Source organism: Arthrobacter sp. zg-Y179, from assembly GCF_020907345.1.
Taxonomy (GTDB): domain Bacteria; phylum Actinomycetota; class Actinomycetes; order Actinomycetales; family Micrococcaceae; genus Arthrobacter_B; species Arthrobacter_B jinronghuae.
Genome location: NZ_JAJJOB010000008.1, coordinates 253,580 through 266,368 on the forward strand (window position 1 = coordinate 253,580; position 12,789 = coordinate 266,368).

Consider the following 12,789-nt stretch of genomic DNA (forward strand, 5'->3'; position numbering starts at 1 on the left):
TGCTCAAAGCTGTTCCCCTTCTTTGCCGATCTCGGCTTCGGCTGAGCGCTCGTCCAGCAGGTTGAACCATTCGGCGGCGGTGGCCACGTCCTTGTCCCCGCGTCCGGAAAGGTTCACCAGGACAATCTTTTCGGAAACATTTCCGTCGGAGCCGGCCTCCTCGGCGAGCCGCCGGCCCACCTTGAGGGCGCCGGCCAGGGCGTGCGCGGATTCGATCGCGGGGATGATGCCCTCGGTGCGGCAGAGCAGCTGGAAGGCGTCCATGGCTTCGGCATCGGTGATCGGCTCGTAGCTGACCCGCCCGATGTCGGCCAGGTGGGCGTGTTCGGGTCCGACGCCCGGGTAGTCAAGGCCGGCGGAGATGGAGTGCGATTCGATCGTCTGGCCGTCGTCGTCCTGCATGAGGTAGGAGCGGGCGCCGTGCAGCACGCCGGGCCGGCCCAGGGTGATGGTGGCGGCGTGGCGGCCGGTTTCGACGCCGTCGCCGCCGGCCTCGAAGCCGTAGATCTTTACTTCGGGATCATCCAGGAAGCCGTGGAAAATGCCGATGGCGTTGGAACCGCCGCCGATGCAGGCGCACACCGCGTCCGGCAGCCGGCCGGCCTGCTCCAGCATCTGGGCGCGGGCCTCTTCGCCGATCACTTCGTGGAAGTAGCGGACCATGGCAGGGAAGGGATGCGCGCCAGCGGCGGTGCCGAGCAGGTAGTGGGTGTTATCCACGTTGGCGACCCAGTCCCGCAGCGCCTCGTTGATGGCATCCTTCAGGGTCTGGGAACCGTTGGTCACCGGGATGACCTTCGCGCCGAGCAGTTCCATCCGGGCCACGTTCAGTGCCTGGCGGCGGCAGTCTTCGGCGCCCATGTAGACCACGCACTCCAGGCCGAGCAGTGCTGCTGCGGTGGCGCTGGCCACGCCGTGCTGGCCGGCACCGGTTTCCGCAATCACGCGGGTCTTGCCCATCCGCTTGGCAAGCAGGGCCTGGCCCAGGACGTTGTTGATCTTGTGGGATCCGGTGTGGTTGAGGTCTTCACGCTTGAGGAAGATCCGCACCCCGCCGGCGTGCTCGGAGAAGCGCTTGGCCTCGGTGAGCAGGGACGGGCGGCCGGAGTAGTTTTTGTTCAGGTCGGCAACCTGGGCGGTGAACTCCGGATCGGCCTTGGCCTTCTCGAAGGTATCTTCCAGTTCATCCAGCGCCGCGATCAGGGATTCGGGCATCCATCGGCCGCCGTACTCGCCGAAGTACGGACCGGACGCGTGCCGCAGGGAGGGAACTTCCCCGTTCAGGAAGGCCTCCGTAACGCTTCCGGTTCCGGTTTCCGCGGCAGCACCGGCTGCCTGTGCCTGTTCCGACTTCCCGATCATGGGCTTTGTGTCCTGTCCTGCTTGAGCCCGGGCCGTTCCTGCCCGGACAGGGAGTTGGTGCTACGGGTCAGCTTTCACCGTGGTGCCGGGCGCGGCCGGCAAGGGCCTTGGCGCCGGCGGCGGTGAACTCGCCGATGGTTTCGGCCGGGGACGCGTGCTTCACGAGGGCTTCGCCCACCAGCACGGCGTTGGCTCCGTTGGAAGCGTAGTGCTCGACGTCGGCAGCGTCACGGACGCCGGATTCGGCAATCACCACGGGACCGGCGGGAATGCCCCCGGCCAGGGAGGCGAAGACCGAACGGTCGACGTCGAGGGTTTTCAGGTTGCGCACGTTGATGCCGATAATCCGTGCACCCAGGGCCAGGGCCCGGTCCACTTCTTCGGCGGTGTGGGTCTCGACGAGGGCGTTCATGCCCAGCTCGTGCGTGAGGTCCAGGAAGCTGCGCAGCTGCTCGTCCTCCAGTGCCGCGACAATGAGCAGGATCAGGTCGGCGCCGTGGGCACGGGCTTCCCAGATCTGGTACTCGTCGACGGTGAAGTCCTTGCGCAGCACGGGGATGCCGACGGCGGCCCGCACCGTGTCCAGGTCCGCCAGGGATCCGCGGAACCGGCGCTGTTCGGTGAGGACGCTGATGACGGCTGCTCCCCCGAGCTCATACGCTGCGGCGAGGGAAGCGGGGTCGGCGATGTCCGCGAGTTCGCCCTTGGAGGGGCTGCTGCGCTTGACCTCGGCGATGACCCGCAGTTCGGTGCGGGGTTCCGCGTTTCCGCCCAGTGCTGCGTAGGCATCCAGCGGCGCCGGTGCCTGCAGCGCCTGCCCGCGGACCTGCTCGAGCGAGACACTCTGCCGGCGTTCGGAAAGGTCTTCCCGAACGCCGGCAATGATGTCGTCGAGAACGCTCACTCAGTGGCTGCTGTTCTTCAGCTTCGATCCGTTGACGCCGTAGCCTGCCTTGCGCATGATGAAGCCGACCAGCAGGCCGACCAGCATCACGGCGATGCCGGCGAAGAAGCCGATGTAGCTGGCCATGATGTAGGCAACGGAAGACACAGCGGCGCCGACGATCATGATCAGCACGCAGGTCCAGGCTGCGGGGGTGTTGCCGTGCCCGATGGTTTCATCGTGGATGCTGGCGTGGCTTTCGCCCTCGTTTTCCTGACCGGCTTCCAGGTGCTGTTCGGTGTTTGTGCTCATGCTGAATCTCCTCGTTAACGAATCTGGTTTCCATTCTGCCATTACTGGGCGGAAACCCTTTCACACATTGCGCCGGTGTTCGGCCCAATCTGGTGGCGGTGGGGGGAACCTACTTGGGGTCCGTTGGGTCTTCGCCGCGCGTGAGCCGGTCCCAGCTGTCGATTTCATCGACGGGCGGGCCTGCCGCGGCGTCCTTGGGGTTGCGTGCATCCGGGCTCGTGCCGGGGGTGGCACCGGTGCCTTCAGCAGCAGCACCGGTGTCCGGAGCCGCGTCGCCGGGCTCGGCCGTGGGGGCGTAACGGCGCGACGTCGTCCAGTGCCGGCCCGCGAGGGCGAACCAGATACCCGCGAGGGCAATCAGGATGCCGATGGCCAGTGCGGCGTAGGGCATGGGCGTCAGTTCCACCTGAGTACCCTCGGCGGAGCTGACGCCGATGGCCTTGCCGATGGCGCCGGCAGCGCCCTGCAGGGGATCGCTGATGATCCGGGAGCTGGCCACGGCCACTCCGACGCCGGAAACCACGATGATGACGCTGATGATCCAGCGCGCAATCCGTCCGGCGATTCCGGCGGCCAGGGCGGCGGCCACTCCCACCACGGCAAACGCGGTGACGGCGGTGGCGGCGTCGCTGCCCGACACGGCGACGTCGGGCGTGACGACGTTCGCGGCGGGCAGGGTGACGTTCAGCCAGGTGCGGGTGGTGGTGCCGAAGGCCAGTGCCGCCAGCAGGACGGTCACCATGATGACGATGCCCTTGCGCTGCCAGCGGGGGGTGGTGGTGCTCACTTGTCTGCTTCCTGTGCGATGGTGCCGGCGGGAGTTCCGGCGGGAGTTGCCGCGACGGTCTCCAGCGATCCGGCGAGGAGGGCGGCCCGCAGCGGAGCGGCCGCCTTGTTGACGGTTTCCTGCGCTTCGGCTTCGAGGTCAGAGTCGTTGACAATGCCGCCGCCGGCCTGGACGTACGCCTTGCCGTCGCGCAGCAGCGCGGAGCGGATGGCGATGGCCATGTCCATGTCTCCGGCGAAGTCGAGGTAGCCCACCACGCCGCCGTAAATGCCGCGGCGGTGCGGTTCCACTTCGTCCAGGAGGCGCAGGGCGCGGGGCTTCGGGGCGCCGGACAGCGTTCCGGCCGGGAAGGTCGCGGCGAGGACGTCATAGGCGGTGGAGGCGTCAGCGAGCCGGCCGACGACGGTGGAGACCAGGTGCATGATGTGGCTGAACCGCTCCACCTCCATGAACTGGGTGACGTCGATGCTGCCGGGCCGGCAGACCTTGGAGAGGTCGTTGCGGGCCAGGTCCACCAGCATCAGGTGTTCGGCCCGCTCCTTTTCGTCTTCGAGCAGTTCCTCGGCCAGGGCCCGGTCCTGTTCCTGCGTCTTGCCGCGGGGCCGGGAGCCGGCGATCGGGTGGGTGATGACGTCGCGGCCGGTCACGGTGACGAGCGCTTCCGGGGAGGAGCCCACCACGTTGAACGGGTGGCCGTGCGCGTCCTCGAAGTTGAACAGGTACATGTACGGGCTGGGGTTGGTGTTGCGCAGCACCCGATAGACGTCCAGCGCCTCGGCGCGGCATTCGGCCTCGAAGCGGCGCGAGATGACCACCTGGAAGACCTCGCCGTCGACAATGGCCTGCTTGCCGCGCTCCACCGCCCGGGTGTAGTCGGGCTTGGGCCAGCTTTCCTTCACGTTGGCGGCGACGTCGACGGCGGTTCCCGGGGCCAGCACGGAAACGGCCTGCGGTGCGGATCCCGCGAGCCGGCCGAGCATCGAGCGGACGCGGGCCACGGCGTCGTGCCACGCCTCATCCACGCGCTCATCGGAGCCGTCGAAGTTGATCGCATTGGCCACCAGCGTGACCGTGCCGTCGCTGTTGTCGTGGATGGCCATGTCCGAGACCAGGTTCATCGCCATCTCCGGCAGGTCCAGGTCATCGGCCGGCGGGTTGGGCAGCTTCTCCCAGTGCCGCACGGTTTCCCAGCCCACGAAGCCGACCATGCCAGAGGTAAACGGAGGCAGCTCGTCGAAACGGTCGGTGGCCAGCAGGTCCACGGTGCGGGCCAGGGCCTCGACCGGGCTGCCGTCCAGCGGAACACCGGCGGGCGGCTCGCCCAGCCAGCGGACCTGCCCGTCCAGGGTGGTCAGGGTGGCGCGGGACCGGGCGCCGATGAAGGAATAGCGGGACCAGACGCCGCCGGACGCGGCCGATTCCATCAGGAAGGTGCCGGCCTCGCCGTCGGTGAGCTTGCGGTAGATGCCGATGGGGGTGTGTGCGTCCGCCAGGACTGTCAGGCGCACGGGAATCACCCGGCGGTCGCGTGCCAGGGCCCGGAATTCCTCCAGGGTGGGGCGGATGGCTCCTAGATCCTGCATGGTGTGGTTCCTACTTCTTCCCTACGAGGTGGGTGGAGCGGGTTTATGCGGGGGTTTATGCGGGGGCTTATGCGGCGCCGACGACGGCGGGCAACTCACGGCCGTCGAAGCAGGTGCGGGTGCCGGTGTGGCAGGCCGCCCCCACCTGGTCCACGCGGACCAGCAGGGCGTCGCCGTCGCAGTCGAGGGCCACGGACTTCACCCACTGGACGTGTCCGGAGGTGTCCCCCTTGCGCCAGTATTCCTGCCGGGAGCGGGACCAGAAGGTCACCCGGCCCGTGGTCAGGGTGCGGTGCAGGGCTTCGTCATCCATCCAGCCGAGCATCAGGACCTGGTTGGTGTCGTACTGCTGGATGACGGCGGCCACCAGCCCGGCGTCGTCGCGCTTCAATGACGCGGCGAGCTCGGGATCGAGGGAAGCCGGCGGATTCTGGGGGGAAGGTGTGGGAAGCATCGCTACCGATTCTACTGCCCGGCGGAAAAACCCTGCCTTGCACGTTCTTTTGGTGCCGCAGGCCCGGCAAAAGACGGGGTTCCATGCTAGTTTCAGCAGTGATGCATTTTGTTGATCCGTCCCGTGAAGTCCTGGCCGAGACCCTGCTTGCAGCCGGGCCCAATGCACCCACGCTTTGCGAGGGGTGGCAGACCAAGGAGCTCGCAGCTCACCTCTATCTGCGCGAGCACCGGATGAGTGCTGCCCTGGGCACGTTCATCAAGCCCCTTGCCGCACGCGCGAACAAGGCGCTGGAGGAAACTGCGCAGAAGGCGTCCACTACTGAGAGCTACGCCAAGCTGGTCCGCGCCTTCCGCGCCGGCCCGCCGCGGCTCTCCCCCATGCACCTTAAAGCTGTGGATAACAGCGCCAACCTGAGCGAGTATTTTGTGCACACCGAAGACATTCGGCGTGCCTCGGACCGCTGGGCGCCGCGTGCGCTGGACTCGGACTATTCAGATGCACTCTGGGCCGAACTGATCAAGCGCGCAGCCATCCTGTACCGCGGCGTCGACCTGGGCATTGTGCTGGTCCGTCCGGACGGTCCCCGGCATGTGGCCAAGCGCGCTCCGGTTTCGGTGGCGATTGTCGGCGAACCCTGCGAACTGCTGCTGCACGCCCACGGCCGGACCGGGCATGCGCTGGTGATGTACGAGGGCCAGCCGGACGCCGTCGCTCTGCTGGAGAGCGCGGAAATCGGGCTTTAGCTCTCCCCTGCGCCAGGTTGCTGCGCTGTCCGCGGGATTTCTGCAGGTTCATAGTGCAGTAGGTGCTGCCCGCCAGCCGGCCAGGCAGCATCTACTGCACTATCAACGTCTCTACTGCACTATCAACGTCGAACGAGCCTGTACACCCGGTGGAAGCCCATTCCCCGTGCATGTTTCTCCCGTGCATGGCCACCCTGCGCCGGGTTGCTGCGCGGGATTTCCAAGCGGGATTTCTGCACCGCCGGACTGACCGTTTGGCGACGCGGTGCCCGAATCCGCTGGCGGCAGGTCAGGCGCGAAGCGTTCGGTGTACAGATAATGGGCCCATTCTCCGCCGATAAGCCCGTTATCTGTACAACCAACGGCAAAGACGCCCCGATAAGCCCGTCATCTGTACAACCAACGGTGAAGACGCCCCGATAAGCCCGTCATCTGTACAACCAACGGCAAAGACACCCGGATAAGCCCCTTACAACCAACGGTGAAGACACATTGGGAAGGCATCGCTGGCTGGCGGGTTGTCACGGAGAACGTGCGGCCGGGCCGTGATATTTGGGGCACCGGTATTGACAGTCGCCCTGCCCTCTCTGGATCTTGGGCGTGTGCCCATGCCAAACTTCAGCGCCGGACGGTGCTGCCCCTGCGCCGTTGAGAAGCCGCGCATTCTCCGGCCCACACACGCTGGTTCTCTCGCCCACCACTAGGAGATACGCATGAGCCGTGTCCGCGTTGACCTGAATATCTCGCTCGACGGGTTCGCCACAACAACGGACCAGACTCCGGAGAACCCCTTCGGCGACGATTGGGGGCGCCTCACTGCTGCGTATGCTGCCACGCGGACCTTCCGCCAGCGGGTGCTGCACGATGAAAGCGGAGAGGGAACTACCGGCGTCGATGACCGCTATGCCGCGCGCTACTTCGAAGACATCGGCGCGGAAATCATGGGTGCAGGCATGTTCGGGCTGCATGCTAACCCTGATGACCCGGACTGGCGCGGATGGTGGGGCGAGGACCCGCCCTTCCACGTTCCCGTCTACGTGCTGACGCACAATCCGCGGCAGCCGCTCGACATGGCAGGAGGCACCACCTTCGAGTTCCTCACGGCAACACCCGAGGAGGCGCTGGATACTGCCACCGCGGCCGCCGGCGGCGGAGATGTACGGGTCGGCGGTGGCGCGTCGACCGTGCGCGACTTTCTTCGACTCGGCCTCGTCGATGATCTCCACGTCGCCATCGCGCCTCTCCTCCTCGGCCGCGGTGTCCGGCTGTGGGACGATCTGCGCGGACTGGAAGCGGACTGCCAGGTCACGGCGGAAGCGGCACCGAGCGGCACCACGCATGTCACGTTCCGGCGCGGGGAGCGATCCTGACGCTGCCCGGTCTGCTCCCGGATTGTCGAAAACCCGCACGCACGCAAAAAGGGGCGGCCCCCTTAGCAAAGGAGGCCGCCCCTGAGACAGGAGTCCAGATTAGCCGGCGGGGTCGACGTCGGGTTTCCCCGAACTGTGCCCGGCTGCTGCCGCCCTGGCCTCACCGTCTTCATGTCCGTCCTTCTTGCCGAACGGCAGGACCTTCTTCAGCGGGTGCAGAACGGCCATAACAACCAGCCCCCACGCCAGGCCCACCACTGCCGAGCAGAGCGTATTGACGAGCCAGCCAAGGATGCCGCCCACAACTGCAAGGCCGCCCACGGGGTGCTCTAGGGCGTGGACCAGGTCGTACGGCGCGTGCCAGCCAAGGTCGGAGGCACCGACGAGCATGATGTGGCCGCCCACCCAGAGCATGGCGACAGTTCCCACCAAGGTGATGGCAGCCAGCACCGCAGGCATTCCCTTCACCAGGAGTCCACCGAGGCGCTGGGAGCCTGCTGACTCCTTTTTCGCCAGATGCAGGCCAATGTCATCCATCTTGACGATCAGCCCCACGGCCCCGTAGACGAGGATGGTGATCGCAATGGCCACAACCACGAGGATGGCGGCGCGGGCCCAGATGGACGCATCGCCCACCTCGTTCATGGAGATGACCATGATCTCGCAGGACAGGATGAAGTCGGTGGTGATGGCTCCCTTGACCACCTTGGACTCGGCGTCGGGCCCCCGCTCCACCGCCGGCGCCTCCTTGTCCTCATGGTGGCCGAAGAACTTGTGCCAGACCTTCTCCGCGCCCTCGTAGCAGAGGTAGGTGCCGCCGAGCATCAGGATGAAGGGGATCACAGCGGGGATGAAGGCACTGATCAGCAGCAGTGCCGGCAGGATGATCAGCAGCTTGTTCCGCAGTGAGCCCCAGAAGATCTTCTTGATCATCGGGAGTTCACGGGACGGATCGGCACCGGAGACGTACTGGGGGGTCACGGCGGCATCGTCAATGACGACGCCGGCGGCCTTGGCTCCCGCCTTCGCGGCTCCCGCAGCAATGTCATCCACGGAAGCCGCGGCTATGCGTGCAAGCGCGGCAACGTCATCCAGCAAGGCGACGAGTCCCCCGCTCACAGTCCGACTCCATGATGCGGGACGGGCAGGTGTTCGTAGATGGCGCCCTCGAGACGCAGAATTGGCATGTGCCCAATTATAGGCGGGCAGTGACTACGGCGGTTTACGCCGGCTTTACACGGATGGTGTTTCCTCCGGTACCCACCTTGCCCTTACATCCCCCGTCGCACGCACCAAACCTGGCTACACCTCAACGCAGAAACGCCCCGCCAAACGGAGGGGCGCCTCTGCTGTCAACTAACGGATTAGATAGTCGCCGCGTCAATGACGAACCGGTAGCGGACGTCGGACTTCAGCACACGCTCGTAGGCGGTGTTGATGTCCTCGGCCTTGATCAGCTCGATCTCGGGGGCAATGTTGTGCTCGGCGCAGAAGTCCAGCATTTCCTGGGTTTCGCTGATGCCGCCGATGTTCGAGGCGGCGTAGGAGCGGCGCTTGCTCATCAGGGTGAAGACGGAGATGGGCAGTGCCTCGGGCGGAGCACCCACGCTGACCATGGTGCCGTCCAGGCGCAGCAGCGACAGGTACTGCTGCAGGTCGATCGGTGCGCTGACCGTGTTGATGATCAGGTCGAATGTGTTTGCCAGCTTCTCGAACGTGGTCTCATCGCTGGTGGCGTAGTAGTGCTCGGCGCCGAAACGCAGGCCGTCTTCCTGCTTGCTCAGCGTCTGGGACAGCACGGTGACCTCGGCGCCCATGGCAACGGCGATCTTGACGGCCATGTGGCCGAGTCCACCCATGCCGACGACGGCGACCCGCTTGCCCGGACCTGCGTTCCAGTGTGCGAGGGGCGAGTAGGTGGTGATGCCGGCGCAGAGCAGCGGGGCCGCGGCTTCGTACGGGATGCTCTCCGGGACGCGGAGCACGAAGCCGTCATTCACGACGACGGAGGTGGCGTAGCCGCCCTGGGTGATGGTGCCGTCGCGGTCCTTGCTGGCGTAGGTGCCGACGTTGCCGTTCAGGCAGTAGTTCTCCATGCCGGCCTGGCAGTTTTCGCATTCGCCGCAGGAGTTAACCATGCAGCCAACGCCCACGCGGTCTCCGACCTTGTGCGCGGTGACGTCGGCTCCGACCTCGGCCACGGTGCCCACAATTTCGTGCCCGACGACCTGCGGGTACGCGATGGGTCCCCATTCGCCGCGGACGGTGTGGATGTCCGAGTGGCAGACACCGGCATAAGCGATGTCGATGAGGACGTCATGCGGGCCGACCTCGCGGCGTTCGATCGTGGTGGGGACCAGCGGATCGGTGGCGGAAGTGGCTGCGTAAGCGCGTGCGGTACTCATGAATCTCCAAGCTGTGGGGTAACCGTGCCATAGGGCACTTAAAGCACAAGCCCGATCCGGCGTCGTTTATTTCCGCTCGGTTCCGACGACGGCGGATCCGGCCCGTTTCGAGCCCAGCCGCCGGTACGCCAGGCCGATGCCGCCGCAGACCAGGTAGGCCGCGCCGATGGACAGCCACCCGGCCAGGAAGCCGCCGGAGTATTGGAGCAGCAGGCCCATGACCAGCGGCCCCAGCGCGAAACCGGAGTACATGCCCAACGAGACGGCCCCCGACGCCGCACCCACCCGTTCCGGCGGCACTTCCCGGAGCACACCGGCCATCACCACTACGTTCACGCCCAGCACGGAGGCGCCGTGGAAGACGACGCCGGACCACAGCAGCGCGGGCGCGCCGGTCTGTCCGGCCGCAAGCAGCAGCGCAGCACCGCAGATCGCCCCGGCCGCCAGGATCAGCAGCAGGGTGGAGGCGCGGACGCCGTCGGCCATCCTTCGTCCCCAGAGCACCCGGGAGGTCACCCCGACGACGCCGGCCACCGCCGCGGTGACGCCGCCCATCAGCAGCGAGAAGCCGATCTCCCGCTGGGCGAACAGGGGCAGGTAGACGTTGGTGGCCTGCATGCCGGCACCGGAAAACAGGGCAAACGCGGCCAGCAGCCAGACTGAGGCAGGGAACTTGCGGTCCACGGGTTGCCGGGGCGCCGCCGAAGCGTGGAGGCGTGGTTCGGGCGGCAGCCGGTACCACGCGTAGGCGAGCAGCAGGAGCAGGACCACGACGGCGCCGACGGCGGCCCCGCGCCATCCGGCGACCAGCGCGGCTGCAGGGAAGAAGAGACTGGAGAACAGCTGGCTGGCCTGCACACCGGACTGCTTGATTCCCATCCAGCCGGGCCGTTTGCCCGGTTCGACCGCGTGGATGATGATCCGGTTCGTGGTGGGGTTGGAGATGGCCTGCGCGGGGCCGGAAAGCAGGACGGCGGCCAGCAGCCAGAAATAGTTGCCGGACAAGGCGGCGAAGCCCAGGGCCAGGGCGGTGCCGCCGAAGATGATCAGGAGTTGGGAGCGGGCGCTGATCCGGTCGCTCAGCCGGCCCAGCCACATGGACGACACCGCAGCCCCGGCGAAGCAGGTGGCCGCCAGCACGCCGAACTGCGCTTCGCTGATCCCCAGGTCCGCCATGATCAGCGTGCTCGTCGCGGAGAGCCCGTAGTTCATCATCGGGCCGGCACCCATGGCGCAGACCAGCACAAACAGCAGGCCGGGTCCGGCGGTGGAGCGCACGCGTATTCCTTTCGTGGATCAACAGGACCCATTGTGGCCTGTGAACACGAAGGTTACCGACTGAGTCCGCCGGGGTGTCCGGATATCATTGGTGGGCGCAGCATCTCCCCCTGCCGACCGCAATTAGCCACTTCACCCGCTAGGAACCCGTTGAACAGGAAATCACTCAAGGATGACGGCTTCACCGGCTTCCGGCCCATCGACGGTCTGGACATCAACCGGATCCCGCAGCGTCAGGGCATTTTCGCCGTGCTGCGGCCCGAGGGGTTCGAACCGCGGTTCCTCAAGGAAAGCACGGCAGGGGTGTTCAAAAAGAAGAAGCCAACCCTGTCCCGGGATGAGCTCGCCGCAGAGTGGGTGGCGGATGCCGACGTGCTGTTTCTCGGCAAGGCCAGCGCCGGCAGCCAGGGCAACCGCGGTCTGCGACGGCAGATCTCCGAATTCGTGGACTTCGGCAGGGGAAAGCCGCCGGGGCACTGGGACGGCCGGCTGATCTGGCAGCTGCTCGATGCAGAGGATCTTCTGGTGGCGTGGAAGGAACTGCCGCCCGACGCGCTCAACCCGGCCCTCGCAAAGTACCAGGCGGAGTTTGTCCGTTTATACGGCAGGCTGCCCTTCGCCAACCTCGTCCAGGCCCGAACTTAGGTCCCGCTGGACTTAGAAGTAGGCATCAGGCTCGCTCAGGGCAGAGACCATGCCGGCGGCAACCGTGAGGGCTGTGAGCAGGGTGAACGCCGAAAAGGGCCACCACCTTTGCAGCCACGTCCTCCCCTGCCGGACCCGGATGGTCAGATACAGCGAGAAGCCGGCCCAGGGCAGGGCCACCAATGCGAAGACCATCAGCGCAATCTCCATGCCCATTTCGTCGCAGCCCGAGCCGTACCCGGTTTCCGGTGTGCACACCATGCGGGTCGGGTAAAACCCCAGTGACAGCCCGAACCAGAGTGCAGGAAAGGCACAGAGAATAACCCCTGCCAGAATGACCCCGGCGGCTCCCCTGCTCAGGATCCCCGGACGTTCATACGTCCCCATGCGTTCAGCCCAGCAATACCCGGTTATCCCCTTCGGCAGGGCTAAGCATCTTGCTGAACAGCACATACCCGCCGTCTTGGCCCGTGGTTTCATAGCCCGCGGCCCGGTAGAGCAGCTCGGCCTGGTTGCTTCGGTAAACACCGAGTTCCACAACGCGGGCTCCGCTTGCGCTGGCCTTCTGCTCGAACGCATCCAGGAGAAGCCGCCCGAGTCCTTGGCGACGACGGCCGTCGAGGACACTGATCGAGATCAGGGTTGCGGTGTCACCATCAAGGCTCCACATCACATACCCAAGCGGGTGCCCATCTGCATCAATGCAGACGATCGTGGAGGGAAGGCAATCGATCCAGACTTTCAGGTTCTGGTCGAGAACCGTCAGCCACCCCTGGAGCGCATGCGGCTCGATGGTCTCCATGTACTCACGCTCCTGGCGGAGGATGAAAGGCAGATCGCTTACTTCGGCGGGCCGAAGGCGTGTTGGCATAGTCATGGACGTGAGCATGCCACATTCATCCGCGCCCACAGCAGAAGACGAGCGCCCCGCGCGCCCTCACGGCCGGAGCGGCCGTGAGGGGTC

14 protein-coding genes are annotated in these 12,789 nt (G+C 66.2%); 3 read left to right on the plus strand and 11 right to left on the minus strand.

Translation table 11 applies throughout. The features are described from left to right. Positions 1 to 3: 3 nt before the first annotated feature. The 6 genes from trpB to hisI all read right to left on the minus strand — a co-directional run bounded on the left by trpB (position 4) and on the right by hisI (position 5,381). Positions 4 to 1,362: a tryptophan synthase subunit beta gene (gene trpB, locus LOC56_RS09770; RefSeq protein WP_229952074.1), complete on the minus strand. Its 1,359-nt coding sequence runs from the start codon at positions 1,360 to 1,362 to the stop codon at positions 4 to 6. Between the two features lie 67 nt (positions 1,363 to 1,429). After that, positions 1,430 to 2,266 (minus strand): indole-3-glycerol phosphate synthase TrpC, encoded by an 837-nt coding sequence (trpC, locus tag LOC56_RS09775; RefSeq protein ID WP_229952075.1) that lies wholly within the window; start codon positions 2,264 to 2,266, stop codon positions 1,430 to 1,432. After that, the gene (locus LOC56_RS09780) at positions 2,267 to 2,557 is read right to left on the minus strand and encodes an HGxxPAAW family protein (protein WP_229952076.1); all 291 of its coding nucleotides are present in this window, start codon (positions 2,555 to 2,557) and stop codon (positions 2,267 to 2,269) included. A gap of 109 nt (positions 2,558 to 2,666) precedes the next feature. Beyond that, on the minus strand, positions 2,667 to 3,344 hold the full coding sequence (locus LOC56_RS09785) for a Trp biosynthesis-associated membrane protein (protein ID WP_229952077.1): 678 nt from the start codon (positions 3,342 to 3,344) through the stop codon (positions 2,667 to 2,669). After that, positions 3,341 to 4,927: an anthranilate synthase component I gene (locus tag LOC56_RS09790; protein ID WP_229952078.1), complete on the minus strand. Its 1,587-nt coding sequence runs from the start codon at positions 4,925 to 4,927 to the stop codon at positions 3,341 to 3,343. Before LOC56_RS09790 ends, LOC56_RS09785 begins: the two co-directional genes overlap by 4 nt. Positions 4,928 to 4,994: 67 nt before the next feature. Then, on the minus strand, positions 4,995 to 5,381 hold the full coding sequence (hisI, locus tag LOC56_RS09795; protein WP_229952079.1) for a phosphoribosyl-AMP cyclohydrolase: 387 nt from the start codon (positions 5,379 to 5,381) through the stop codon (positions 4,995 to 4,997). Positions 5,382 to 5,482: 101 nt separating this feature from the next. Between hisI and LOC56_RS09800 the strand changes: the two genes are divergently transcribed. Together LOC56_RS09800 and LOC56_RS09805 are read left to right on the plus strand one after the other, a co-directional pair. Then, a complete protein-coding gene (locus LOC56_RS09800) occupies positions 5,483 to 6,127 on the plus strand; it encodes a TIGR03085 family metal-binding protein (RefSeq protein ID WP_229952261.1) in 645 nt (214 codons plus the stop codon). A 713-nt stretch (positions 6,128 to 6,840) separates the two neighbouring features. After that, positions 6,841 to 7,497 carry a dihydrofolate reductase family protein gene (locus LOC56_RS09805; protein ID WP_229952080.1) on the plus strand — a complete coding sequence of 219 codons (657 nt, stop codon included), beginning with the start codon at positions 6,841 to 6,843 and terminating at the stop codon, positions 7,495 to 7,497. Between the two features lie 99 nt (positions 7,498 to 7,596). Here the strand turns inward: LOC56_RS09805 and LOC56_RS09810 are convergent, their stop codons facing one another. The 3 genes from LOC56_RS09810 to LOC56_RS09820 all read right to left on the minus strand — a co-directional run bounded on the left by LOC56_RS09810 (position 7,597) and on the right by LOC56_RS09820 (position 11,180). After that, positions 7,597 to 8,616: a DUF808 domain-containing protein gene (locus LOC56_RS09810; protein ID WP_229952081.1), complete on the minus strand. Its 1,020-nt coding sequence runs from the start codon at positions 8,614 to 8,616 to the stop codon at positions 7,597 to 7,599. A 245-nt stretch (positions 8,617 to 8,861) separates the two neighbouring features. After that, the gene (locus tag LOC56_RS09815; RefSeq protein ID WP_229952082.1) at positions 8,862 to 9,902 is read right to left on the minus strand and encodes an NAD(P)-dependent alcohol dehydrogenase; all 1,041 of its coding nucleotides are present in this window, start codon (positions 9,900 to 9,902) and stop codon (positions 8,862 to 8,864) included. A gap of 66 nt (positions 9,903 to 9,968) precedes the next feature. Continuing rightward, positions 9,969 to 11,180 carry an MFS transporter gene (locus tag LOC56_RS09820; protein ID WP_229952083.1) on the minus strand — a complete coding sequence of 404 codons (1,212 nt, stop codon included), beginning with the start codon at positions 11,178 to 11,180 and terminating at the stop codon, positions 9,969 to 9,971. A gap of 150 nt (positions 11,181 to 11,330) precedes the next feature. Here LOC56_RS09820 and LOC56_RS09825 point away from each other — a divergent pair, with 150 nt between their 5' ends. Next, complete coding sequence (locus tag LOC56_RS09825; protein WP_229952084.1) at positions 11,331 to 11,825, plus strand: hypothetical protein; 495 nt, start codon at positions 11,331 to 11,333, stop codon at positions 11,823 to 11,825. A gap of 12 nt (positions 11,826 to 11,837) precedes the next feature. Here the strand turns inward: LOC56_RS09825 and LOC56_RS09830 are convergent, their stop codons facing one another. Continuing rightward, on the minus strand, positions 11,838 to 12,212 hold the full coding sequence (locus tag LOC56_RS09830; protein WP_229952085.1) for a hypothetical protein: 375 nt from the start codon (positions 12,210 to 12,212) through the stop codon (positions 11,838 to 11,840). Between the two features lie 4 nt (positions 12,213 to 12,216). Continuing rightward, positions 12,217 to 12,702, minus strand: a complete 486-nt coding sequence (locus tag LOC56_RS09835; protein ID WP_229952086.1) for a GNAT family N-acetyltransferase — start codon at positions 12,700 to 12,702, stop codon at positions 12,217 to 12,219. Positions 12,703 to 12,789 lie beyond the last annotated feature (87 nt).